23 protein-coding genes are annotated in these 25,027 nt (G+C 36.4%); 2 read left to right on the plus strand and 21 right to left on the minus strand.

What is annotated here, in order from left to right; genetic code table 11:
- The 15 genes from mltG to ACW6OJ_RS02130 all read right to left on the minus strand — a co-directional run.
- Positions 1-1,022: endolytic transglycosylase MltG (gene mltG, locus ACW6OJ_RS02060; protein ID WP_456095657.1), on the minus strand; the 1,022-nt coding region annotated here is incomplete at its 3' end.
- A 16-nt stretch (positions 1,023-1,038) separates the two neighbouring features.
- Positions 1,039-1,860 carry a purine-nucleoside phosphorylase gene (locus ACW6OJ_RS02065; protein WP_455104781.1) on the minus strand — a complete coding sequence of 274 codons (822 nt, stop codon included), beginning with the start codon at positions 1,858-1,860 and terminating at the stop codon, positions 1,039-1,041.
- Between the two features lie 68 nt (positions 1,861-1,928).
- Positions 1,929-3,002 carry a DUF3866 family protein gene (locus ACW6OJ_RS02070; protein ID WP_456095658.1) on the minus strand — a complete coding sequence of 358 codons (1,074 nt, stop codon included), beginning with the start codon at positions 3,000-3,002 and terminating at the stop codon, positions 1,929-1,931.
- Complete coding sequence (locus ACW6OJ_RS02075) at positions 3,003-3,833, minus strand: MraY family glycosyltransferase (protein WP_293433708.1); 831 nt, start codon at positions 3,831-3,833, stop codon at positions 3,003-3,005.
- A gap of 2 nt (positions 3,834-3,835) precedes the next feature.
- Positions 3,836-4,522: a glycosyltransferase family 2 protein gene (locus tag ACW6OJ_RS02080; RefSeq protein ID WP_293426089.1), complete on the minus strand. Its 687-nt coding sequence runs from the start codon at positions 4,520-4,522 to the stop codon at positions 3,836-3,838.
- Positions 4,523-4,530: 8 nt separating this feature from the next.
- Complete coding sequence (locus tag ACW6OJ_RS02085) at positions 4,531-5,394, minus strand: copper transporter (protein WP_456095659.1); 864 nt, start codon at positions 5,392-5,394, stop codon at positions 4,531-4,533.
- A gap of 22 nt (positions 5,395-5,416) precedes the next feature.
- A complete protein-coding gene (gene steA / locus ACW6OJ_RS02090; protein WP_293435914.1) occupies positions 5,417-6,538 on the minus strand; it encodes a putative cytokinetic ring protein SteA in 1,122 nt (373 codons plus the stop codon).
- Positions 6,539-6,547: 9 nt separating this feature from the next.
- On the minus strand, positions 6,548-8,230 hold the full coding sequence (gene recN, locus ACW6OJ_RS02095) for a DNA repair protein RecN (protein WP_456095660.1): 1,683 nt from the start codon (positions 8,228-8,230) through the stop codon (positions 6,548-6,550).
- A 15-nt stretch (positions 8,231-8,245) separates the two neighbouring features.
- The gene (locus tag ACW6OJ_RS02100) at positions 8,246-9,088 is read right to left on the minus strand and encodes a TlyA family RNA methyltransferase (protein WP_456095661.1); all 843 of its coding nucleotides are present in this window, start codon (positions 9,086-9,088) and stop codon (positions 8,246-8,248) included.
- A gap of 27 nt (positions 9,089-9,115) precedes the next feature.
- Positions 9,116-11,062 carry a 1-deoxy-D-xylulose-5-phosphate synthase gene (gene dxs / locus ACW6OJ_RS02105; protein ID WP_456095662.1) on the minus strand — a complete coding sequence of 649 codons (1,947 nt, stop codon included), beginning with the start codon at positions 11,060-11,062 and terminating at the stop codon, positions 9,116-9,118.
- Between the two features lie 16 nt (positions 11,063-11,078).
- Positions 11,079-11,510: a divergent PAP2 family protein gene (locus ACW6OJ_RS02110; RefSeq protein ID WP_455104787.1), complete on the minus strand. Its 432-nt coding sequence runs from the start codon at positions 11,508-11,510 to the stop codon at positions 11,079-11,081.
- Between the two features lie 16 nt (positions 11,511-11,526).
- On the minus strand, positions 11,527-12,411 hold the full coding sequence (locus tag ACW6OJ_RS02115; protein ID WP_456095663.1) for a polyprenyl synthetase family protein: 885 nt from the start codon (positions 12,409-12,411) through the stop codon (positions 11,527-11,529).
- Positions 12,411-12,656: an exodeoxyribonuclease VII small subunit gene (gene xseB, locus ACW6OJ_RS02120; protein ID WP_293431788.1), complete on the minus strand. Its 246-nt coding sequence runs from the start codon at positions 12,654-12,656 to the stop codon at positions 12,411-12,413. Before xseB ends, ACW6OJ_RS02115 begins: the two co-directional genes overlap by 1 nt.
- A gap of 29 nt (positions 12,657-12,685) precedes the next feature.
- A complete protein-coding gene (gene xseA, locus ACW6OJ_RS02125) occupies positions 12,686-13,885 on the minus strand; it encodes an exodeoxyribonuclease VII large subunit (RefSeq protein WP_456095664.1) in 1,200 nt (399 codons plus the stop codon).
- Between the two features lie 99 nt (positions 13,886-13,984).
- A complete protein-coding gene (locus ACW6OJ_RS02130; protein WP_293426109.1) occupies positions 13,985-15,091 on the minus strand; it encodes a protein kinase domain-containing protein in 1,107 nt (368 codons plus the stop codon).
- 195 nt (positions 15,092-15,286) lie between these two features.
- Here ACW6OJ_RS02130 and ACW6OJ_RS02135 point away from each other — a divergent pair, with 195 nt between their 5' ends.
- Entirely contained in the window at positions 15,287-15,868 is a 582-nt protein-coding gene (locus tag ACW6OJ_RS02135; RefSeq protein WP_293431797.1) for a hypothetical protein, read from the plus strand.
- Positions 15,869-15,905: 37 nt separating this feature from the next.
- On the opposite strand, the gene ACW6OJ_RS02140 is transcribed toward ACW6OJ_RS02135, so the two are convergent.
- From ACW6OJ_RS02140 to msrB, 3 genes are all read right to left on the minus strand, one after another.
- Entirely contained in the window at positions 15,906-16,223 is a 318-nt protein-coding gene (locus ACW6OJ_RS02140; RefSeq protein WP_293431800.1) for a hypothetical protein, read from the minus strand.
- 76 nt (positions 16,224-16,299) lie between these two features.
- Positions 16,300-17,625 (minus strand): DHHA1 domain-containing protein, encoded by a 1,326-nt coding sequence (locus ACW6OJ_RS02145; protein ID WP_456095665.1) that lies wholly within the window; start codon positions 17,623-17,625, stop codon positions 16,300-16,302.
- Positions 17,626-17,728: 103 nt separating this feature from the next.
- Positions 17,729-18,682: a peptide-methionine (R)-S-oxide reductase MsrB gene (msrB, locus tag ACW6OJ_RS02150; RefSeq protein WP_313964390.1), complete on the minus strand. Its 954-nt coding sequence runs from the start codon at positions 18,680-18,682 to the stop codon at positions 17,729-17,731.
- 277 nt (positions 18,683-18,959) lie between these two features.
- Between msrB and ACW6OJ_RS02155 the strand changes: the two genes are divergently transcribed.
- Positions 18,960-19,637 carry a Crp/Fnr family transcriptional regulator gene (locus tag ACW6OJ_RS02155; protein WP_455104792.1) on the plus strand — a complete coding sequence of 226 codons (678 nt, stop codon included), beginning with the start codon at positions 18,960-18,962 and terminating at the stop codon, positions 19,635-19,637.
- Positions 19,638-19,747: 110 nt separating this feature from the next.
- Here ACW6OJ_RS02155 and ACW6OJ_RS02160 read toward each other — a convergent pair whose 3' ends face one another.
- The 3 genes from ACW6OJ_RS02160 to ACW6OJ_RS02170 form a co-directional block, all read right to left on the minus strand.
- Positions 19,748-20,908, minus strand: a complete 1,161-nt coding sequence (locus tag ACW6OJ_RS02160) for an AI-2E family transporter (RefSeq protein ID WP_313964388.1) — start codon at positions 20,906-20,908, stop codon at positions 19,748-19,750.
- 1 nt (position 20,909) lies between these two features.
- Positions 20,910-22,703: an ABC transporter ATP-binding protein gene (locus tag ACW6OJ_RS02165; RefSeq protein ID WP_313964406.1), complete on the minus strand. Its 1,794-nt coding sequence runs from the start codon at positions 22,701-22,703 to the stop codon at positions 20,910-20,912.
- 79 nt (positions 22,704-22,782) lie between these two features.
- Positions 22,783-24,957, minus strand: a complete 2,175-nt coding sequence (locus ACW6OJ_RS02170) for an ABC transporter ATP-binding protein (RefSeq protein ID WP_456095666.1) — start codon at positions 24,955-24,957, stop codon at positions 22,783-22,785.
- Positions 24,958-25,027: the final 70 nt, after the last annotated feature.

The following is a 25,027-nucleotide window of genomic DNA, read 5'->3' on the forward strand; positions in this document are numbered from 1 at the left end:
CCATTTACATTTGTTACAAAGTAGAGGTAGTCTGTCTTGCTAGGCCTTGACGCTGCTATCATAGACTTGATACCTGGACTGGCAATTGGTGTTGGTGGAAGGCCATTGTGTATATAAAGATTATAGGCTGACTCAACCTTTAAATCAGAATACAAAACCTTACCCTTTCTCTCAGGCAAACCATACTGAAGAACTGCATCAGACTGTAGCTTCATTTTCTTAGCCAACCTATTGTAGAATACACTTGCAATAATAGGTCTATCCTCATCCTTCACAGCCTCTTTTTCAATTATAGATGCCATGATAATTGTATCATAAAAATTATAATTGTTCTTCTTGACATTTGCACTTATGCTTTTTTTGTAGTTTTTATCAAACTCACTTAACATCTTGTCAAATATATCTTTTTCACTTGTTCCCTTTTTAAAGTAGTAGGTTTCAGGATACAAGAACCCTTCAAGTGTAGTTATCCTACTATCCTTAAGGAAGCTATATTTACTAGAGAATTCACTAGGTGTCCTAAATAGCTTTACGAACTTCTTTCTATCACCAAGATTCTTCTTCACTAAAATATTCACTATTTCAGTAGAAATACTACCCTCAGGTATTGTTACCTTGATACCGTCCTGGTATATTTGACCCTTTATCATCTTATCAATAATTTGGTCATTCGACATACTCTGTGATAGTTTATACTTACCAGATTTTATCTGTTCTGCCTTACCTGTTTCCTTTACATTGGCTACGAAAACCTTTTTGTTTTTTATCAAATCCTGGTCTTTTAAGATAGTTGCTATCTGCTTGACATTGGCACCTGCAGGTATATCAACAATCTTAGTAGCTGTTGAATTTGGATTTACTGGCTTTGATGCAGACTTATAGTAGAGGTTGCCCCCTAAGGAAAGCATACCTAGTAAAATAAAGACTACTATTATTAACCTAAAGATCCTGATTCTAGGTCTACGCTTGGTCTTCTTCTTATTCGTTTTTATTTGCTTTTTTCTAGCCATATTCGTACTCAATATACCACACCTCCTTTTATACTCTTTCTATAAATAACTTCACTAGGGATGAAAATTTACTTTTAACCCTATCTGTAGTTTCTATTACTTCTTCATGGTTTAATTTTTGACCACTTATACCCGCTCCCATATTGGTGATACAGGAAATTCCAAATACTCTCATTCCAGTGTGCCTTGCTACAATAACCTCAGGAACCGTAGACATCCCTAAGGCATCAGCTCCTAAAATACCTGCCATTCTCACCTCTGCAGGTGTCTCATAGCTAGGCCCTGAGAAAAACATATATACACCTTCTTGAATTGAAAATCCTAAATCATCAGCACATCTTCTTAGTAGCCTTATACCATCTTGATCATAGGCATAAGTCATATCTGGAAACCTAGGTCCTAACCTGTCATCATTCATCCCAATCAAAGGATTTGAGCCTGAGAAATTGATATGGTCATTAATAATCATAAGGTCTCCAGCTTTGAAGTCCTTGTTGGCTCCACCGGCTGCATTAGTCACTAAAATCTTATCTATACCTAACTCCTTAAATACCCTAATCGGATAGGTGATATCCTCTTGCTTGTATCCCTCATAATAATGGAACCTACCCTTCATAGCCAAAACTCTTTTGCCACAAAAATTCCCTATTACGAGCCTATTTTCATGTCCTTCTACCTGAGATGTGTGAAAATTTGGTATATCCTTGTAGTCAAGCTCTAGCTTGTTATCAAATTGCTCCACTAAATAGGATAGGCCAGACCCCAGTACTAGGGCTATATCTATGTCGCCTGTATAAGACTTTTTGATATAATCTACACTATCTAATATTCTGTTATACAAGTCAGCCATATATACCTCCTAACCGAACTATAAACCTATTATATCATTAAATACTTAAATTTTCATCAAGACTATATTTAAAATAATTTAGAAATCTTATAAGCTACTGTAGCTGCAGCTTCAAAGAATTCCTTATCTTCTTCAAAGGACCTACCCATACTCTTAACCTTTAACCCATACTTATCTAAGTCCTCTTTTGTCATATCATATTCTTCAAAATCAACCCTATGCTTTTCATCTATGCTATTTAGTAGAAGCTGGTCCCTAATTATGCTTAATTTGGCTGGTTCATACAGAGAATTCAAAACTACATTTGTAGACTTGTTAGTTAGCTCGCTTAAAATTGTAAGTGTATGGTGGGAAATCCCCTTATGTCTGGATCTTTTATCAGCAAAACTAATTCTTGGTATAATATAGGATTTTCCATTTAACTTTTCAACGGCATCTATTATCACTGCCTGATCGATACCACTAAAGCCATACTTGGTTCCTGTACCAGCAATACCTGGTCCCATTGCAACTAAAACACAATCTGCCTTACAAATTTCTTTGGCTGTAATGAGAGATGTATATATATTAATACACTCATAATCTCCCCCAAAAGCATTACCATAAGTGATTGTATTATCTATTAGCCCCATATTCTTTAAGTTATCAACATTTTTACTAAAGGCTATTGGCAGGGCCGCTCCATCTGACATTATATATACAAGTTTCTTATCTGGACACAGCTTTTTAAAAGTAGCTGCAAATACGGGAACAATACTATGTAGGGCGCCTACTGCAACTGGCATACCTTCCAAACAGATAAAATCATTGAATATATCATGGTATGGACTTCCTTGCTCTTCAACCGAATCTACCTTAATCTGGAAGGGTGTATATCTAAGTTTCATAATGTGTCCACCTTCTGTAAACTTAGATTCAGGCCTATTATAATTAGTTATAACAAAGTGGAAACCCCCTGTTCCAAGGCTTAGCTCTACTGCTGTAGTATTCACTACCACCTCATCACCAACTTGTGCAATACCAGTCAATTGAACATAGTTATATGCCTTTTCAATTCTTCCTTTTATGTCAACCCTTATATCCTGGATTAGGTCGCTCTGGCTCTTTATTTCAATTACCTTAGCTACTCTTTTACTTATCATCTATAAACCCCTTCCCAACTTATCTACATAATTCAAAAACTTGTTGTTTTCGATAATCTTAGTTAGAGAAAACTTTTCTGTTAATACGTGGATAGCCACTAAAAGTACCAAGGACACTAGTTGGACTGGCAAATCAAAAGAAGATACTATAAATACGCCTATAGAAACTCCCAAAACATTTGAGCCTGCATCTCCCATCATAGTCAAGGCCCTTAAGTCAAAGTAAAAATATGCTAGTACAGCTGGTACTATTAGCATCATTACCTCCCTATTAAACTTGGCACTTGCTAGAAATATTATTATAGCAAGTATAACATACGCCTTTATTGCCCTACCTGGTCTTAGGTCAAACAGATTCATCATATTTGTTGAAAGGGCAACCACCAAAGTTGCAACTATTATATTTGGTATTGACTTGCTTAGTGTAACTGCTAGGGTTAATCCCACAAATCCACCTAAAAGGGCCTTAAAGGCACCTGTAGTTAGACTACCCTTGAATAGGGCCTTAAAGTGGCCTATCAAGCCTGTTACCCCCCTATTGCCCAAACTATCGTCTATAATACCTACAAATGACATAGCAATAGAAGCAAATAAAAGCATGTATATCATAATTATCTTTTCTGGAACAATATTAGAATAAATCAATATAATTGAATTAATAACTAGGGTTGGTATAAATACTAGTCCTAGACCTACTGGTATCATATCACCCCTATAGTTTTCCCTAATCATACCACTATTTTCTAACATTTTGCTTATCATAGGTATTGAAAGCAGGGTGATTGCTATGCCAATACAGAACAACATTATTGTCATAAAATATGTATACATGACTACCTCCACTCACGTTTCTTTTCTTTTACGATTCTCTTTATATGTAAATATTGCTTACCCCTATGAATAAAACCGCTTAGGTCTCTTCCAGTTTCATTATGGGTCATGTCAACAGTTACTTCCTTTATCCTATAGCCCCACTTAAGTATATCTATTGTCATACCAACCTCTACCCCATATCCCTCTGGTATGTGGTCAAATTTTGATATAACCTCTTTTTTAAAGGCCCTTTGACCTGATATAGTAGCATTTAACTCTACACCCGTCATTTCATATACGGAATCCCTGGCTAGTCTCTTTACAAAGCCCATACCACCCTTCTTACTGGCTGGTTTAAACCTTGCTATAGATACATCGCACTGGTCTGCAAGTACTGGCTCAATTACCTTAGCTATCTCAGAAGAAGTCAACCCTAGGTCTGCATCTAAAAATACTATTACATCTGCAGACTTATCAGCTAATTCCAGGCCTTTTTCAAGGGCCTTACCCTTACCCTGATTAGGATTTTGCACAGTATATACCAGCTTGTCACATACGTAGTTTTTCAATACTTGAGCTGTACCATCACTAGACCCATCATCAACTACAACAATCTGATTTATAATATCTATATCCCTTATACCATCAAGTGTTGCCCTTATTCTGGACTCCTCATTATAGGCTGGTATTATTACACTAGTAAACATATCTCCTCCTATTTTCCTACAGGTAGTAGCTTGTCACCTTCTAGGCTATTACCGAAGCTACCAATAATATTTGAGCTAGCTAGTAGGTCTATCAAAGATACTCTTCCCGCTGCTTCGTCTATATTATCTATACTTGATACCTTAATTTTAGAAAATTCTTTTAGACCAACATTTTCTCCACTCGTTGCTATGGCAACTGTATACTTGTCTTCCTTTATCTGGTCTAGTATTGGCTTTATTAGACTAGGAAACTTAGTCTTGCCACTTGAAGTTGAACCGTTAAATACAAGTATAGCATTTACAGTATCATATGTACCATTATTAGCTCTAACCTTTATTAATCCCAACTCTTCCAGACTAGCCAAGCTGCTTGTATCAGAAGAATTTTTTATTGCATTTGCTATATAGCTTATTACTTCTTCCTTCTTGGTAAACTTTTGGCTCAGCTTAGTATTGATTTTTTCTAGGTTAGTCGTATTCAAGACCTCATCTTTAATCTGTATATCAAGTTCTATACTGGCTCCAGCTTTTGTAAGTGCATTCTTAACACTATCTACATTGGCCTTTTCGTTGAATGATATTAAAGCTAACTTCTTACCAGATAACTTCTGGTCGCTAAGTAGACTTTCATTATCTGCTATAAAGTCCTTAATATTGTCTATCTTAGCAAGTAAATTTTTATTAGTCTCTGTTAGTTTGTCATCCTTTTCCTTTAGTTGCTTAAATTGTTTGTCTATGTCTGTTACTATAGCAGCATTCTGTTCCTGTATATCGACACTAGATCCCATGCTTGTACCTATTAAGATTCCGACACCCAGGGCTAGGAATATTGCCCCTATAGATACAATAAAATATTTAAAATTTATATGCATAACTTATTCCTCCACATTCATCTTATATCTGTAACAAAAGCTTTATCTTTATGTTCAATAATTGCATCAGTATCTGTACCTTAGGTGACTGACTAACCACTATAGCCACTGGGAATAGAGCAGTTGCTATTAGAGCAAATATATACTTGAGCTTTAAACGACTCTGGTATAGCATGCTTACGCCTCTTGCATCTATAAGTCTAGACCCTATCTTTAGCCTGACCAAGAATGTCGAAGCCATACCCTTCCTTCCTTTTTCAAGGAAGTCAATCATGTTGGAATGGGTACCAAGAGCAACTATTAATTTGGCCTTGTGTTCATAGGCTGCCAGCATAGCTATATCTTCACTCGTACCTGGTGAAGGGAATACCACTGCCTCTAAGCCTAGGTCTTCTACCCTCTTAAGACCTGGCGCCCTTCCATCCGTATAGGCATGTACAACTATTTCACCGGCTGACTTAAGGGCTTCATCTGTAACACTATCCATGTCTCCAACAATCACATCTGGCTTGTAACCAAATTCAAGTATGGCATCGGCCCCACCATCAACTCCTACCAATACGGGCTTTACTTCCTCTATATATGATATCATAGCCTCAAGATCATCCTTATAATTGTGACCCCTAACTACAACAAGGACATGCCTATCCTGATAGTTAGTCCTCATGGCTGGTATTTCAACATCACCTAAAATTAGTCCCTTTTCTTTCTTTGCATACTCAATAGTATTGTCAATAAACCTATCCAACTCTACCTCAAGGTTTTCATATGCCTGTCGTGTTTTTTCAACTACAAGCTTGGCATCCATAACCTGGCCGGACCCTATTTTCTGATCATTTCTATATATAATTCCATCTTCAACAATGATTTCATCGTCTTCATTTAAGATATCGAAGGCTTCCATACCTATGTTATCTATGATCAGTATATTTTCCTTCATCAATATTGACGGTCCGACATTTGGATACCTGCCACTAATAGACTCAGCAGCGTTAATCACTAGTCTTATCTTTGCTTCAACCAACGATTTTGCAGCCACTTCGTCCAAATCAATATGGTTTATTAGGGCTATTTCACCTGCATTAATCCTCTTAGCGAGTTTTTTAGTTTTCTTGTCTTTTTTTAACTTACCTTCTACCCGCATGATAACCTCCTATGCCTTTGTTTTCTTAGCTAGCTCTATCATTTCATGAGAGTGCTCTAAGGTTTTTTCTGTTATTATTTTTCCGGAAATCAACCTTGCAATTTCCTTTTCCCTATCCTCGTAGTCAAGATTACTTATACTTGTAAATGTTCTCTCATTTTCAACATTCTTTTCTATATAGTAGTGGTCATCTGCAAAGGCCGCTATCTGAGGTAGGTGGGTGATACAAATTAGCTGTTTGTACTTGGACATTTCAGCCAACTTCTCCCCGACCACCTGGGCAGCCCTTCCACTTATACCGGTATCTATTTCATCAAAAATCATGGTTTCAATCTTATCAACATCTGATAGTATCTTCTTAAAGGCCAGCATAAAACGTGACATTTCACCGCCAGATGCTACCTTATTTAGTGGGTTTAGGTTTTCACCTAGATTAAATGAAACATAGAATTCCACATCATCACACCCACTACTAGTATAACCTACTTTGTTAAAGATTACCTTAAATTTTGTATTTTTCATATTTAGAGATCCTAGTTCCTTTAATAGGCTTTCTTCCAGTAAATTAGCCACCTTCATCCTCTGGTCGGTCAACTCACCACCTATTACTTCTAAGTCTTCTTCTATAATTCTTTTTTCCTTCAATAGGGCCTGTCTACGTTCCTCCCTATTTTCAATATTGTAGAGTCTTTTTTTCATCTCTAGTTTATAGTCTAGGATATCTTCTATCCTATCCCCATACTTCCTCTTCATTGTGTTTATAAAGTCCATTCTGATCTGGATTTCCTCTAAAAGTTGGGGATTATATTCATTCTTGTCTATATATGACCTAATGCTTGCATCTAGGTCCTCTAGCTGGTACATAATATTCTCCAGCCCTTCTACAAAGTCCTCCAAAACAATATCATAATCAGCTACGGGTCTCAAGGCAGCCAGGGATTTACCAATCCTATCCTCAACACCCAAATCTCCAGACCTTAATATATCATAGCTAGTTAGGATCGCTGTATTTATCTTGTCCTGGTTTGATAACTTCTTATATTTTACCTTTAGTATCTCGTATTCATCTACATCCAAATTGGCCTTTTCTATTTCATCAATCTGGTATTTAAGAAGGTCTACTTCTCTTTCCAACTCTCTTTCTGACATATTGTCATTTAGTTCGTTAATTTTTGTATTAACTTCTGTATACTTTTCATAGCAATCAGAGTATTTTGACATACTATCCTTTAGAGCGTCTTTACCATATAGGTCCAAAAATTCAAGGTGGACATCCCTGTTATACAGGGCTTGATTTTGGTGCTGACTATGTATATCTACAATAGCCATCATAATAGTTCTCAAATCAGCCAGCCTAATTGTTCTACCATTTAGCTTAGTAGTAGATTTACCATCTTCAAATATAGATCTCGATACATGTAGCTCATTATCACTATAGGGAATAGAATACTCATCTAAAAGGTTATCTACCTTTTTGTTGTCTGTGTATATAAGCAATTCAACTAGGCCCTTATCACAACCCTTTCTTAAGAAAGACCTGTCATACTTACCACCCAGACATAGGCTTAGACCTTCAAGGACAATTGACTTTCCAGATCCAGTTTCACCTGTCAAGATATTTAACTTGCTTCCAAAATCAACCCTAAGCTCTTCAATTAGGGCACAATTTTTCATATACAGTTCCTTAATCATATTCCTCTCCCTCTACTAATCTAATGAGTGTGACCTCTCCACCAAATCTACAACCCTCTCATGATAAGACTCATAATCCTTAAGGAGTCTAGCCTCATCTACTTCGTCCTTTATCTCAATTTTATTATCAATTTTCACTAGATAAATAAGATACTCTATATTTCCCTCAGGCCCCTTTATTGGTGAAAAATCAAGGTCTAGGATTTTAAACCCTTCCATGATAGCAAGTCTTGAAACCATCTCAATCACTTCAATATGAGTTGACTTCTCTCTTACTACCCCCTTCTTACCCACCTTTTCTCTTCCTGCTTCAAATTGTGGTTTTATAAGAGCAACTACCCTGCCTCCATCATTTAGGAGCTCCCATGCCTTAGGTAGGACTAGCTTAAGAGATATGAAGGATACATCTATAGAGGCAAAGTCTGGCCTCTCATCCAGAGCATCAGGATCCAAAAACCTTATATTTTGCCTTTCCATGCAAACTACTCTTTCATCTTGTCTCAGCTTCCAGGCCAGCTGACCATAACCAACATCAACAGAGTAAACCTTTGTAGCTCCATTTTGTAGCATACAGTCTGTAAAGCCACCCGTTGATGCACCAATGTCCATACATACCTTACCTTCTAGGCTGAGATCAAAATTTTTCATGGCCTTTTCTAGCTTTAGTCCACCACGGCTAACATAGGCAAGAGGCTTGCCCTTCACAAGTATGTCTGCATCATCCTTTACCATTGTACCTGGTTTATCTACTCTTTGATTATCTACAAAAACATTACCCGTCATTATAGTCCTCCTAGCCTGTTCACGACTAGGAAAAAAGCCCATATCAACTAGTAATACATCTATCCTCTTCTTCATTATTTCCTCCATAGATATAGATAGGACCTATTCTATGATTTTTAATATCCTATCCTTTATCTTACCCGGTGACAAGCCTAGCTCATCCATCAGTATTTCAGTGTTACCCTGTTCAATAAATTTATCAGGTATTCCTAATATATCAATGCTTGTGTCAAGCTTATTTTCTGAGACAAGCCTCATAATATTTGCCCCAAAGCCACCAGTAACCACATTATCTTCCAAAGTTATGACATTATCTACCCTGCCCAGTATATCAAGATAAGTATCTTCATTTAAAGGCTTTAGGTATCTCGCATTTAATAGGATAAGCTCAAAGTCTTTTCCTCTGTGGGACTCTCTGTATTCTTTCCTCAACTCAGGCAGTATATCAAGGACTGGCTTCATCATATTTCCTATACTTATTATAGCCATCTTTTTTGTACTATTTGCTTCCCTACTAGGTCTTACTTCATCTATAAGAACCTGGGGTTGACCTATAGAGTAGGAATCCATAGGCTCCCTGTCTATCACACAGAAATCATAGTCCTTACGACTCAATACATATTCATTACCCCTAGGGTACCTTATGGCAAGAGGACTATCTATCCTTTCAGAAAACCTAATCATGTCTATCATTTCCTGACTGTCCATAGGTGCCATAACTGTTAGGTTTGGTATAGGATTTAGGTAGGATAGGTCAAACATACCATGGTGGGTTTCACCATCGTTACCGACCAGTCCAGCCCTATCAATCAAGAATGTTACCGGCTTGCTTGTTATGCATACATCGTGTATCAGCTGGTCATATCCCCTTTGCAAGAAGCTAGAATAGACTGCAAAGTATGGCTTTATACCTGCCTTTGCAAGTCCTGCCGCAAATGTAGTCGCATGCTGTTCAGCTATACCAACGTCAAAGTACCTGTCCGGATGTAGCTTAGAAAATATATTTAGACCGGTACCTGTAGGCATGGCCGCTGTAATGGCTACTATATTTTCATTATAGTTGGCCATCTCAGCAAGTGTAATTCCAACTATAGATGATATTGACCTAGTCTTACTTGGACTGACCCCTACCCTGTAGTCAAACTTTCCTACACCATGATAGTCCTCAGGATGGTCTTGAGCAAACTTATAGCCCTTGCCCTTGACAGTTTTTACATGAATAAATTTAGGTCCATCTACATGTTTAATAAACTCCAATGTCTCAACTAGTTCTTCAATATTGTGTCCATCTATAGGACCAAAGTATTTTATTCCTAAAGCATCTATGAGACCACACTCTGACGGTGATAGGCTGGTAAATATAGAATCAGTTAGTCTATTAGCCCTCTTAGATATCTTGCTTCCTATTTGTGTCATATTCATGAACTTATCAAGGTTTTCCTTCATGATGAGGGTATCGCTATTCATCATTATCTTAGACATATATGATGAAAAAGCCCCCGTATTCTTGTCAATAGACATTTCATTATCATTTAGGATTACTATCATATTCTTATTCAAATAGCCCAAATTATTCAAAGCCTCCAAGGCCATACCACCTGTAAAGGCACCATCACCTATGACAGCAATTACCTGATACTTCTGTTTTTGTATATCTCTTGCACAGGCAAGTCCCAAGGCCACTGATATAGATGTTGAACTATGTCCTGTGTCAAATATATCATGGTCACTCTCAGATTCTTTTGGAAATCCTGACAGTCCACCAAATTGTCTTAGAGAGTCGAAGTCATTTTTCCTACCTGTCAATATTTTGTGGACATAGGCCTGGTGACCTACATCCCATATAATCTTATCCTTAGGACTATCAAAAACCTTATGAAGGGCCAGGGTTAATTCAACCACGCCTAGGTTAGATGCTAGGTGGCCACCAGTAGTCGATACCTTCTTTATCAAGAACTTCCTTATATCCTTGGCCAGGCTTGTCAAGTCCTCCCTATTCATTTTTTTTATATCTGATGGAGAGTTTATTCCCCTTATTAACTCATACATATTATCACCTTATTATTTAGAATATTAGGCCTATAATTATACCTAATAATGCCCCAAAGAAAACCTGTTTAGGAGTATGTCCCATCAATTCCTTGAGCTTCTCCTGCTTTATTTCTTTTTTCTTCTGCCAATCCTCTATCAACTGGTTTAGTAGGGTTGCCTGCTTACCTACAGCCTGCCTTACTCCAGATGCATCATACATTATAATTAAGGATACAACTGTTGCTATAGCAAATAGATCTGATGAAAAGCCATACTTTAGGCCAATCATTGTAGACATACATGAGACAAAGGAGCTGTGTGAACTTGGCATACCTCCAGATACTATTATTCTGCTTACGTCTATACCCTTGTCTCCTGAAAAAATTTTCAAAAATTGGGCAAAGAAACATGCAAAAATACTCACCCATAATATTTCGTTGCTAAATATCTCACTAAAAAAACTCATACTTCCTCCAAAATTGCTACTTGTTTCTGCTGATAACATAATCAGCTAATCCAACTAAAAAGTCTTTCCCCTCAAAGTCTTCTATATTTCTTTTTGCCTGTGCAATTAAGTCCCTAGATATTTCCTTGGACCTCTCCATACCAAGTATATGGGGATAAGTAGCCTTATCATTTTCTATATCACTGCCAATATGCTTTCCAAGTAGCTTTTCATCCCCTTCTATATCAAGGATATCGTCAGCTATCTGAAAGGCCAAGCCTAGGTTTCTCCCAAAGGCTTCTAACTTTTCTACCTTACTATCATCAGCCCCTGCAAGATAGGCACCCGCCTTCATACATGCAACTATCATAGCCGCAGTCTTATTCAAGTGAATAAAGTTAAGACAGTCTAGGTCAATATCCTTAGACTCACTTTCAACATCTACCACCTGGCCACCAACCATGCCATATATACCTGCCCCATCTGCTATGGCCTTACAAGCCTTAATAGCGGATAGATGGTCACTTGAATTAAGGGCATGGCCCAATATTACCTCATATGCATAGTTTAGTAGGCCGTCTCCTGCCAATATAGCCATAGCTTCTCCGAATACCTTGTGGTTAGTTTTCTTCCCCCTTCGTAGGTCATCGTTGTCTAGTGCTGGTAGGTCATCATGTATTAAGGAATAAGTGTGGATCATCTCAATGGCGGCTGCATAAGGTAGATAGTCGCTTCCCTTACCACCACACAGCCTATATGACTCCATTATCAAAATTGGCCTTAGTCTTTTACCACCGGCCTTATAGCTATAATTCATAGCTGAAAAAAGAGTCTTTTGATAGCCTTCCTCAGCCGGTAAGTAGCTATATATTTCTTCTTCTATAAAATCGCTCCTTTTTTTCAATTCACTGATAAAATCCATTAGTCCACCTCGACTTCTTCCTTGTATTCGTTAAACTTACTTATCTTCATTTCAGTTTTTTCCAAAATAGCATTACAGTGCCTATATAGACGAGTTCCATCTTCAAATAGCTTTAGGGACTCTTCAAGGTTGACCTGACCATTTTCTAGCTGGTCAACCAAGGCCTTCATCATGTCAAAGGCCTCTTCATAAGTCAACTTTTCTATATCTACCTGTCCTATATTTTCCATATTATCTATATTCAATTCGTCACCTTCATCCTGTATTTATATACTTATTTAGCTTCTATATCCACTACCTGACAATCAATGTTTCCATCCTTCAGGTTAATCTTTAACCTATCCCCTTGGTCTATATCCTCTATAGTCGAGAGTATTCTCCCATCCTTTTGTGCGATTGAATAGCCCCTGTCAAATATTGCAAAGGGATTTAGACTGGACATCCTAGCCCCGTATAGATTCATCTCTTCCCTTTTCTTTTCAATATACTTGGTAAAGCTTGAATCCATCTTATCATATATCCTATCTAGTTCCATATACCTATCACCGAGCATATACCTATCAGCATACTGACTAAACCTGTCTATACTAGACCTTAACCTGTGTTTTTCCAAAATAATCCTGTTATTAATTGAATTACTAATGCGCTTGGCCATCAGGTCCTGGTCCCTTAACAGGTCTGCCAAATTGGGTGTGGCTATTTCAGCTGCTGCAGAAGGGGTTGGTGCCCTTTCATCTGAAACAAAGTCACAAATAGTAAAATCTGTTTCATGTCCCACTGCCGAAATTACCGGTATAGCAGATGCAAATATCACCCTGGCAAGTCCTTCATCGTTAAATGACCATAATTCTTCAAGAGATCCCCCACCTCTGCCTATAATAATTGTATCTACAGGGTGGTCCTGGTTAAAAAAGTTAATACCCTCTATCAGGCTAGAGACCGAACCCTTCCCCTGGACCAAGGCAGGAAATAGCTTTATATCCACCTTTGGATACCTTCTAGTAACCACATTTATTATATCTCTTATAACCGCCCCCGTCTCCGATGTAACAACACCTATAGACTTAGGGAATCTTGGTATAGGCTTCTTGTGATAGCTAGAGAAAAGACCTTCCTTATCTAGCTTGTCCTTCAATTTTAAAAACTCCAGGTAGAGGTTGCCTACACCTTCAAGAGAGACATTTTTTATATACAATTGATATGATCCATCACTTACATAATTGGAAATATATCCGTCAGCAACTATCTTACTTCCGTTGTCTAATTTGAGATCCTTGTTATAGTCAGACCTATATATCATACACCTAATTCTTGACTTATTATCCTTCAGTGTCAAGTATACATGCCCGCTAGAATGTATCTTAAAATTAGATATCTCCCCTCTTATTCTTACACCATTAAGGATGGGGTCATCTAAAAAAACTTTTTTAATATATTCATTTACTTCAGATACTTCCAATACTCTAATCTTCATTAAATCACCACCAAATATGCATAATATGCTAAATTTTATTATACCATATAATAGGAAATTTTACGAATAAAAAGCCCATGCATGAGCATGGGCTAAATCTTATAAAAACGTACTAATAAAAGGTAAAACCATCATTATAATTAAGATTAAAATTATAATTATAAGAGATGTCTTTTTTCCATTATTTTTTTTCTTACTTTTCTTGTCTGTATGACCATTCTTGACAATCTTCATATCATCTATACTCTTATTGTCAAGCTCCTTTTGTATATCAGACAGGTACATCTGTCTAGTTTTATAAAAGTCATCAGGACTAACATGACCTGTCTTATGCAAAACAGATTCAAGATGGGGCTGGTTTTCTTCAGCCCTTATTGCTTCAATATCGATTTTTGAAGTCTTGTACATAAAATGACTTAGGCTCAATAAAACATCATTATAGTTCTTATAGCATAGGTTGTCATTTCTCTCTAATAAACGCTTTATAATTTCAACAAAGTCCTTATTCATACCATTTGTATTAATCTTAGACCAAATAACACCCTTGTCAATTGCCTTTATTAACTGCTTTTCTGTATGGGCATCATTAAATGGAAATTTCTTGAAAACTGACTCATATAAAATGACACCTAGGCAGTATAAGTCTGACTTAATATCTGTAAAGTCGATACTTAGCTGGGATGGTGATAGGTACTTAAGATTGCCAGAACACCTGATATTAGTCCCCTTATTAGCTTCTGTAATACCAAAGTCAGCTATCTTTATCTCATACCTTTCATTAACTAGGATATTGTCTGGTCTTAATGAACCGTGCTTTTTACCCAAATTATAGTAGGCTTGAAGTGCCTTTACAGTTTGTGTAGCTATCCTTATAAGGGCATCCATATGCAGGTAGGCCCCCTTATTTAGGGTAGCCAGTGAAACCCCCCTAAAGTTTTCGTAAACTATATAATAAAGGAGATTATCGACTGTCCTATGCACTCCTACATCTAATATCTTTAGTATATATGGAGACCTCAGGTCATCAATAATTATGCTCTCATCTATCAGGTTCGGTATAAAGTCCAGACTTATATACCTATTATTTTCTATTATTTTAATCTTAACATCTATTTTTTTCTCTGAATCATAGGCGTTATATAACTTATTTTCCTCGATATAAACAGGCCTATCAGTTATTTCATATCTATTTCCTATAAATATCATCTTTATCACTACCTTCTTGGACAATCTCCATATTCTATCTACTATATAATATCATAATTGTATTAGCCTTACCATAAATTATTAAAATATTCTCCTTAATCAGCATTATTTTTATCATATATTTAGGCAAATGATTGACTTGACTGGATAAATTTAATATAATTAGAATTATTATAGAAATAGGAGGAAGGAGCTATGGCCAAAGAAAATAATAAGAATAAAACTATAAACTTTGCCGAAAAGAAGAAAGCATATGCTTCGAAAAAGGCTCAAAATAAGTCTCCTCAAACCATGCCCGAGGGTAAGATGGTCTATGATATCAATAGAATGAGGGAGCAAATCAACCAGCAAACAAGAAATCTAAAAAATAAAAAGTTGATTAAAAAATCTCGTCCTGCCTGGGTTGTCTTAGTCTACCTTCTTATCATAACCGCAATTGTCGTACTTACAGGCTCTAAAATCTATAATGCAGCCCTAAACTATAGGACCTATGGTACTATGCCAAAGAAATTTACCAGTATTGACAATAGCCTAAGCACTCAAGATACTATTAAATATGAGCAGCTTATAAAGAAAAAGATCCTTTCAAGTGTTAAGTCTGATACCAGACTGGAGGTTATCACATCCTCAATCCACAGAAACGGCCAAACGGTCTATGCCAATGGATATTTCACATATGCAAATGAAAAAGACAAAATATACTTCGACTCCATTATAAGGTCTGAAAAGATTGAATCCTTGCAGGTAAATGGTTTCGAGTTGACAAAAATAAAGTAATCACAAGCATCTATTAGATGGTCATGATTACTTTATTTTATTTTATGTAGGAAAAATAAGTAGCAACTGTAGCCAAAACTATACTTACTATTAGAAGTATCCTACAAAAATCATATCTTTTTTTGTATACTGTAAGGACCAAAAAACCTAATATAAAGGCTAATACACCCATATAAAATCCCTGAATCATACCCTGGTTAGACTTAACGATTGCTAAGAGTGAAAGTATCAAACTATAAACCGCAGCGGTATTTCTAACAATATAGTTATTTGCTCCCTTGCCATTCTTGCCTATTACAAAGCCTACTACAACCAAGGATAGAATCACTAAAATAACCAATCCTGAACGTGACATTGTTTCCTCCTATAAAAGTTAATGGGGCTTTAGTAAAAAGCCCCTACCTACCAATAAAAATAATTGTTATATCTAACTAAAGACCAGTATATATAGAATAAATTTTATCTATAAATTTGTCAACATTTTTTTTATCAAATACCTGACCCTGTGCCATATAATCAGAGCCACCACCCCTTATATCTGCCAGGCTGGCAAATTCCTTTAGGTCCCTACCCAGCCTAATAGACTTATCCTTGGCCAGCTTCTTATCTACCTGTAGAAATACCCTACTTGAATCCTTAGCTACACTAGCAAAGATTGCTATGGCCTTATACTTATTAGTAATGTACTTGGCAAGGGCTTCCACCATCCAGGCTTCCTCATCAAGGACCCCTTTAACCACTAAAATCCCCTGGGAATTCTCCTTAAGATCCTGAATCAAATTCCTAGACCTAGACTCAAGATAATAGTCTAAGAGGACCTTGTTCTTTTCGGCAAAATCATCCTTTTTATCCTCTATATTTCCAATAGCATTTAAGATATTAGTCTCATTAGTATCATATTCCAAAAGTAGCTTACTAAAGTAGTGGTCCCTCTCCAAGAGGTATGATACTGCCCTTTTACCTACCAGGTACTCAAAACGGGTATTGCCCTTGTGCTGGTAATATTTTTTTATTTTTATCAACTTTAGCTGACCTGTATTTGTGGAGTGGACTCCACAGCAAGCATTTGTATCTAAGTTACCTATTTTTAAAATTCTAATTTCTTCACTTGTCTTAGGTAGTGGTCTCCTAGTATAGAAGTCCTTTAGCTTGTCCCTACCCAAAACAAAGTTATCTATCTTTATTTCTTGTGATATGATTAAATTTGCATATCTTTCGGCCTCTTTAACCATATCATCATCAAATTCACCGACTATATCTAATTGTGATAGTTCCTTGCCTATATGTAGCCCTAGTGTATTCCTTGAAAATAGCTTATAAAACACTCCTGATAGGACATGCTGGCCCGAATGCTGGTGCATATTATCCTCTCTATGCTCCCAGTCCAAAACCATTTCAAATGGTTCTCCAATCTTGCCTCTTATGTAGGCTTCCAATATTGACTTTTTTTCATCATGGTATGTGCAATCAGTCTGACTATGCATTTTTCCCATAAGAAATTCAAGACCTTCCTTAGCCGGTCTAACCTCATGGTAGATATGGCCCTCTCTATCTTCCAGTCCATAAATATCAAACCTTATTCCAGAGTCGTCAATAAGATATCCCTTATCCTGAGCCTGTCCACCACCACCAGGAAAGAAAATTGTCTTATCAAAAATCATTTTTACCTTTCCCTGGTCAACCTCTACTGATAATAGCTTGGCCTGACATTCTTTCATATACCTATCATGATAATATAAAGCTTCTGTCTTCAACATAGATGCTCTCCTTGAAAATATTCTGTGTGAAGTGCCTCTACTAGAAGTAGCCACTAGTAGACAATTAATTCCTAAAGGCTAAATAGAACCAGCAAATAAATACCTAGTCTACATACTTCTTGTATTCACCATATCCACACTCTTCCATTTTATCATAAGAAATAAACTTTATGGCAGCAGAATTTATACAATACCTCAAACCATCGTCAGAAAATGGGTTATCATTGAATACATGGCCAAGGTGGCAGTTGGATCCAAGTGACCTAACCTCTGTCCTCTCCATACCAAACGAATAATCTGTCCTCTCCATTAAGACTGTATCCTCAATAGGTCTAGAGAATGCTGGCCAGCCACAGCCTGAGTCAAACTTGTCCTTGGAACTAAACAAAGGCCTTCCATCTACTATGTCAACATATATACCCTTTTCAAAATTATCAAAGTATTCATTTTCAAACGGCACCTCTGTCATGTCGTTCTGCGTTACTTCAAACTCTATATCCTTGAGACTGTTTCTAAGGTTATTCCTGTTAAGGTTGTTCCTATCCCACCTTGCCTTGACAAAGTTATACCTGCCAGAGTTTTTATAGTAAACGCTATAGTGTTTAGAATTAGTCTTACAGTAATTCTGGTGGTAGTCTTCTGCAGGATAAAAGTCTCCTGCTTCCAAAATATCTGTGGCAATTTCCTTACCATTGTAGTAAAGGTCCTCAATACTCTTCTTGGCCTCTTCAGCCTCTTGCCTTTGCTTCTCATTTGTATAGAAGATTGCTGTCCTGTACTGGCTACCCCTGTCAGCAAACTGACCGCTTTCATCCTGTGGATCTATCTGCTTCCAGAAGATATTTAATATTTCCGTGTATTTAATTTTATCGTTGTCAAATATTATCTTAACAGCCTCATAATGACCTGTTTCACCGCTAGAAACTTCCTTGTAGCTAGGATTTTCCTTGTGCCCACCTATATAGCCACTCACAACGTCTTCAACTCCCTCGTAGCTTATAAAGGGTTTAACCATACACCAAAAACATCCTCCAGCCAAAATAGCAACTTCTCTCATATTATTTCCTCCTCATATTAGATCTACTAATTATATTCTAGTAAAGGCTACAACCTTGTACATATTCTTATCACTTATTATTGCTACATATATTTATATCCTTTAAAATGAAAATTAAACTATATTTACTCATTTTCTTATTAAAATCCCCCTTAATCTTACTTAAGAATTCAACACTTTAGAAATAAATATACCTTTTATCAAATATTTGTTATAATAATTACATATAACTTTTATAAAAATGACTATTAATATAAAATAACTATAGGAGGTTTCTATGATAGAAAAAAAATACTTAGAAGATCTAAACAAGATCACCTTGTTCTCGCATTTAAGTCAAGATAACCTAGAAAGACTTTTGAATTCTTTCAATTCAAAGATAATAACACTAGATAAAAATGAAATCCTCTTTAATGAGGGTGAAGTCTACCATAATATGTGTATCCTCTTAGACGGGGAGGTAATACTTTCTAACACAGATGAATATGGCAATAGAAATATAATAGACTCTGTAGTCAAGAACCAAATTTTTGCCGAGGTATTTTCTTTCACTAGTAGCAAAATTAGCCCTGTTACAGCAACAACAAATAAGAGATCAACCCTCTTATTAGTAAATACAGATGAGCTACTAGCTGTTGGAAATCTTGATGACCTGGACTTGATTAGGGAAAAACAGGAAATCATATCTAGACTACTTCATACCTTTGCTGACAAGAACCTTATACTCCTATCAAAGATAGAGGTCGTATCTAGGAGAAATATAAGGGAAAAAATACTCCACTTCCTTGAGTTACATAAACTAAAAAATAATTCAAATATATTTTTAATCCCTTATTCAAGAAAGGATATGGCCGACTTTTTAGGTGTGGACAGGTCTGCCCTTTCAAGAGAGCTTAGTCGTTTAAAGGAGGATGGTCTTATTGACTATGAAAAAAATACCTTCAAACTCCTTTAATTTTCATATTAGGTTTTAGCCTAACTAGCCCTGGCTACAGACCAAAAAGATTATAATAAAAAGCTGGCTAAGATCCAAATCAACTTGGGTCATGCCAGCTTATTTTTCATTTATTTTTTTCCATTTGCGTGGTCCGTCAGACCCTTAGTCTTTAGCCTATTATTTATGGTCTCACCAACTATCGTATAGATTACCGCAAATAGTGGTACCCCTATAACCATACCTATTATACCAAAGAACTTGCCTGCCACTAATAGGGAGAATAGGATCCAGAAGGATGAAATTCCTATAGAATCGCCTAAAATCTTTGGTCCTATTACATTACCATCCAACTGCTGGATTATGAATATGATCACTATCAGCCAAAGTGCCTTTATAGGGTCAACAATCAATACTAACAAGACAGCTGGAATTGCACCAATAAATGGTCCAAAGAATGGAATAACATTTGTAACACCTATTATAAAGGTTAAAAGTATTACATAAGGCATCTTGACTATCGAAAGTATTACAAAGGTAATTATCGCTATTATAATAGAGTCAATAATCTTACCTATTATAAACTTGCCAAATATATCATTGGAAAGTCTAGTTACCTTTAGTATGCTTTCAGCACTATCCTTAGTGAATATAGCAAATATAAATTTTCTGCATAAAAGGAAGAAGCCTTCCTTGTCTGCTAGTATATAGATTGATATTATTAAACCTAAAATCAAATTCCAAATACTCTTAACTATATTTAAGAAAAAGTTGGCCAAAAATGGAACTAAGTTTGTAGCAAAGTCTATTGCAGACTTCCCTATTTCATTTACCTTTTGGTTTACAGCTACCCTAGTTGGGTCTGGTAGGTTTATATGATTAATAAACTGATTTATATAATTGTAGACCCTATTCACAATATGTGGGAAGTCTGTTACCAGCTTTACTATACTTTCTGCAACCTGTGGGAATATAAATTCAAAGAATAGAAATACCAGTATTGTCACTAAAATATAGGTAATAACCATGGACATATACCTAACTAGTCTTTTGCCAGCTCCAGGCATCAAATTTGAAACTATTTTTCCCTCTATTAACTCCAGAATAAAGTTTAATAGGTAGGCCAAAGAAAATCCTACTATAAATGGCTTTAATATAGCTATAAATGTTGATGTCAACTCACTCAACTTAGAGAACTGCATTACACTCAAGTAGAATGATATTCCAAATACCACTACAATTATGGCATAAACCGCTATAGTAGTATATTTTCTATTCCAATCTATCTTCATCTTAATTAGCACCTTTCAATTCTTCGTATTGCGACCTGTATAGATTACTGTAGAAACCATCCATAGCCAATAATTCATCATGACTACCCTGTTCTACGATATCACCCTCATTTAGAACTAGAATTAGGTCAGCATTTCTGATTGTCGACAATCTATGGGCAATTATAAAGCTAGTCCTATCCTTGATAAGATTGTCCATAGCCTGCTGTATCAACACCTCTGTTCTTGTATCTACTGAACTTGTCGCCTCATCCAAGATTAATATCTTAGGGTCAGAAAGTATAGCCCTGGCTATTGTTAGTAGCTGCTTTTGTCCCTGAGATATATTCTTAGAGTCTTCAGTTAATATTGTATCATATCCCTGCTTCTGAGTCATTATAAATCTATCAACATGGGCAGCTTTTGCAGCCTTATAAACCTCTTCATCAGTGGCATCTAGCCTACCATACTTTAGGTTTTCCATAATAGTTCCACTGAATAGCCATGTATCCTGTAAAACCATCGCAAAATTTTTCCTGTAAGACTCTAGGTCTAGGCTATCAATATCTATACCGTCAATGCTAATTTTTCCTGAATTTAGCTTGTAAAATCTCATCAATAGCTTGACTATAGTTGTTTTACCAGCACCTGTAGGACCCACTATGGCTACCTTTTGACCTGCTTTTATATCCAGGCTAAAATCTTTAATTATTATATTGTCACTATTATAGCCAAATCTTACGTGGTCAAAGTTAATATTTCCTTGTACTGGTCCCTCTAAAGGCAACTTATCAGATAGGTCAATCTCTTCTTCATCTAGGAACTCAAATATCCTATCTGCCGCTGCAGCTGTAGACTGTAGTAGGTTCATAATCTGGGCTAGCTGGTTTAATGGCTGGGTAAACATCCTCATATACTGAATAAAGGCCTGGATATCTCCGACTGATATTCTTCCATTAATAGCCATATAGCCACCCAGGATAGACACTATAACATAGCCAAGATTTCCAACAAAATTCATTATTGGCATCATGATACTTGAAAGAAATTGAGACTTCCATCCAGTATCATATAGCTTCCTATTTATGGCGTCAAATTCGTTAATTTCAAACCTTTCTCCATTATAGCCTCTGACAATATTCTGACCTGAGAAGGTCTCCTCAATCTTCCCATTTATATCGCCGAGATACTTTTGCTGTTGCTTGAAAAATACCTGTGACTTTCTAATTATTATGGATAAGACTAGCATAGTTAGTGGCATTACTATCAAGGCTGCTATAGTCATCATCAAATTTATATATAACATCATTATAAATACGCCAACAACAGTTATGACGGATGTAACCACCTGCATCAAACTCTGATTCATTGTTTGGCTAAGAGTGTCTACATCATTTGTCACCCTTGATATAATATCTCCCTTGCTATTCTTATCAAAATACTCCATAGGTAGCCTATTTATTTTTTGTGATATTTCCTGTCTGAGCCTATATGATATTCTCTGGGCTACACCACTCATTATATATGACTGGGCATAAGAGAAAACAGTACTAATAATATACAGGATAGTCAAGACAAATATTATCTTTAGTAGCTTACTAAAGTCAATACCCTGTCCTCCATCCCTTATCTTGCTAATCAAGCCATTGAATATCTCAGTTGTAGCATTACCCATTATCTTAGGCCCAATTATGGCAAATATAGTTGATACAATCGAAAATATTAGTACTATAAGGACATTTAGCTTGTCTCCACTAGCATAGTCTAAAAGCCTCTTCATAGTCTTGGTGAAGCTAACTTCCTTTTTCTTATCCATCTTAGACCTCTTATCTGGTCTATTATTATGTTTTTTATACCTATTCTTATTAGCCTTAGAGGATCTATTATCAGTTTTTCTACTCAACATTTTTTAATTCCTCCTCTGTCAACTGCGATTTTGCTATTTCATAATAAACACTACATGTTTCAAGCAAGTCCTTATGTTTGCCCTTGGCAACTATCCTACCATTATCTAGGACTATTATCTCATCCGCATTTATAATAGTATTTATTCTTTGAGCTACTATAATTAGGGTCTTATCCTTCAATTTTTCGTGTATTTCACGTCTTACCATCTTGTCGGTCTTTGAATCTAGGGCTGAAAAACTATCATCGAAGACTATTATTTCAGGGTTTCTCGCTATAGCCCTTGCTATAGACAACCTCTGCTTTTGGCCACCAGATAAATTAGACCCTCCCTGTGATACTTTACTATCTAGGCCTTCAGGCTTAGAGTTGATAAAGTCCATTGACTGGGATATCTCGGCAGCATTTTTAACCTTCTTATAACTTCTTATAGTCTTGGCATATTCTATATTAGAAGCTATTGTACCAGAGAATAGGACAGATTTTTGTGGAACTACCGACACCTTGTCTCTTATCACAGACATTGGTATCTGCCTTGTCTCTACCCCATCTAGGTATATCTTACCACTTGTTGCCTCTAGGAATCTTGGTATTAGGTTCACTATAGTAGTCTTGCCTGATCCGGTTGAACCAATTATGGCTGTTGTTTTACCCTTTTCAGCCTCAAAGGTAATATCCTCTAATACATACTCATGGGCACCCTCGTACTTGTAGCTTACATTTTCAAATACAAGGCTTCCCTCCTGGGCAAAAGCCTTTATTGTACCCTTGTCCTCTATGCTAATTTCACTTGTTAATACTTCACTCACCCTGTTAGCACTTACCATGGCCCTTGGCAACATAACAGACATCATCGTTATAAATAGGAATGATATAATTATCTGCATAGTATACTGGATAAAGGCCATCATATCTCCCACCTGTATATTACCTAAGTCTATTTGCTTGGCTCCAAACCATATAATTAATATAGTTGTGATATCCATGATAAAAATCATCAGGGGCTGCATCAAGGACATGGTCCTATTTATAAATAGGTTTATACCAGTCAACTCACTATTAACCTTATCAAACCTCTCCTCTTCATATTTAGCAGTACCAAATACCCTGTTAACTTCTATACCTGATATAAATTCCCTAGTTACTAGGTTCATCTTGTCAACTACACTCTGTATAATCTTGAACTTTGGAATGGCAAATACCATTATTACAACTATAGATAGAACTGTTACTAAAATAGCTAGCCCAATTATCCACAGCATGGATACTTCTAGCTTAAATACCCTGCTAAAGGCTCCTACTGCCATCAATGGACCGTAGAAGAGGAATCTTAGACCTAGTATAGATGACTGCTGAATCTGCTGGATATCATTAGTACACCTAGCTATCAAGGATGATATAGAAAACTTGTCCATCTCTGAATTTGAAAATTCAAGTACTTTCTTAAAGGCATCACGTCTCAAGCTCTTAGACACCCTAGTCGATACCCTTGCAGCTATAAAACTTACTACTATAGAAAATAGGCCTGCTAGTACACTTAGGACTAGCATTATGCCGCCAGCCTTCCATAAGTAGGACTTTTGCATCTTTCCTGTGTCAATTCCTAAATTATTATATATTTGGCTGACCAGCCTTATACTTACTTGTTTTTTCATAAAATCAGGCATATTCTTATCCCTTACTATGGCCGCCATAGCCTTATTGGAGGCCCCATTGCTCGATTTCTTTGGGTTGCTGGCCATATAGGAAGCCATATTCACCAAGGATTCTGCCATATAGTCATCCAGCTTATCTGTCTTGGCATCAGTTTTTAGGAGATAATATACCCTGTCACGCCTTGATTGGCTTATAAGCTTAGAATTTTTATTATTCTTTTCTAAGTTTATATTATATGTATTTTTATCACTTGGTACCCATCTCTCATAAGACTTTGCTATTGTTGCCTTATGGTCTACCTTAGACAAGGAAAGCATTACAGCATAGGTATCTTCATCTATGACTTTTGGTATGGAGTTTTCAATACCACCCTGTTGTATACCTACATTTACTATATTTGATGTGTAGTTAGGCAATAAAAGCTCAAATTTTACTTCTAGACCCAAAACGAGTATCAGTAATAGTATTGCCGGTATATGTTTAACGAAATACGATAATATTTTTTTCATAGTATATCCTTTCTAAAAATCTTCATATACTGATTATAACACAAATATAAGACTTGATATACATAGCATT

It is taken from the genome of Peptostreptococcus sp. (assembly GCF_977045075.1).

Bases quoted from the DNA above. Each gene is read 5' to 3' on its own strand.
- ACW6OJ_RS02065 (WP_455104781.1), bottom strand. From the start codon at position 1,860: ATGGCTGACTTGTATAACAGAATATTAGATAGTGTAGATTATATCAAA.
- ACW6OJ_RS02070 (WP_456095658.1), bottom strand. From the start codon at position 3,002: ATGATAAGTAAAAGAGTAGCTAAGGTAATTGAAATAAAGAGCCAGAGC.
- ACW6OJ_RS02075 (WP_293433708.1), bottom strand. From the start codon at position 3,833: ATGTATACATATTTTATGACAATAATGTTGTTCTGTATTGGCATAGCA.
- ACW6OJ_RS02080 (WP_293426089.1), bottom strand. From the start codon at position 4,522: ATGTTTACTAGTGTAATAATACCAGCCTATAATGAGGAGTCCAGAATA.
- ACW6OJ_RS02085 (WP_456095659.1), bottom strand. From the start codon at position 5,394: ATGCATATAAATTTTAAATATTTTATTGTATCTATAGGGGCAATATTC.
- steA (WP_293435914.1), bottom strand. From the start codon at position 6,538: ATGCGGGTAGAAGGTAAGTTAAAAAAAGACAAGAAAACTAAAAAACTC.
- recN (WP_456095660.1), bottom strand. From the start codon at position 8,230: ATGATTAAGGAACTGTATATGAAAAATTGTGCCCTAATTGAAGAGCTT.
- ACW6OJ_RS02100 (WP_456095661.1), bottom strand. From the start codon at position 9,088: ATGAAGAAGAGGATAGATGTATTACTAGTTGATATGGGCTTTTTTCCT.
- dxs (WP_456095662.1), bottom strand. From the start codon at position 11,062: ATGTATGAGTTAATAAGGGGAATAAACTCTCCATCAGATATAAAAAAA.
- ACW6OJ_RS02110 (WP_455104787.1), bottom strand. From the start codon at position 11,510: ATGAGTTTTTTTAGTGAGATATTTAGCAACGAAATATTATGGGTGAGT.
- ACW6OJ_RS02115 (WP_456095663.1), bottom strand. From the start codon at position 12,411: ATGGATTTTATCAGTGAATTGAAAAAAAGGAGCGATTTTATAGAAGAA.
- xseA (WP_456095664.1), bottom strand. From the start codon at position 13,885: ATGAAGATTAGAGTATTGGAAGTATCTGAAGTAAATGAATATATTAAA.
- ACW6OJ_RS02130 (WP_293426109.1), bottom strand. From the start codon at position 15,091: ATGATATTTATAGGAAATAGATATGAAATAACTGATAGGCCTGTTTAT.
- ACW6OJ_RS02135 (WP_293431797.1), top strand. From the start codon at position 15,287: ATGGCCAAAGAAAATAATAAGAATAAAACTATAAACTTTGCCGAAAAG.
- ACW6OJ_RS02140 (WP_293431800.1), bottom strand. From the start codon at position 16,223: ATGTCACGTTCAGGATTGGTTATTTTAGTGATTCTATCCTTGGTTGTA.
- ACW6OJ_RS02145 (WP_456095665.1), bottom strand. From the start codon at position 17,625: ATGTTGAAGACAGAAGCTTTATATTATCATGATAGGTATATGAAAGAA.
- msrB (WP_313964390.1), bottom strand. From the start codon at position 18,682: ATGAGAGAAGTTGCTATTTTGGCTGGAGGATGTTTTTGGTGTATGGTT.
- ACW6OJ_RS02155 (WP_455104792.1), top strand. From the start codon at position 18,960: ATGATAGAAAAAAAATACTTAGAAGATCTAAACAAGATCACCTTGTTC.
- ACW6OJ_RS02160 (WP_313964388.1), bottom strand. From the start codon at position 20,908: ATGAAGATAGATTGGAATAGAAAATATACTACTATAGCGGTTTATGCC.
- ACW6OJ_RS02165 (WP_313964406.1), bottom strand. From the start codon at position 22,703: ATGGATAAGAAAAAGGAAGTTAGCTTCACCAAGACTATGAAGAGGCTT.
- ACW6OJ_RS02170 (WP_456095666.1), bottom strand. From the start codon at position 24,957: ATGAAAAAAATATTATCGTATTTCGTTAAACATATACCGGCAATACTA.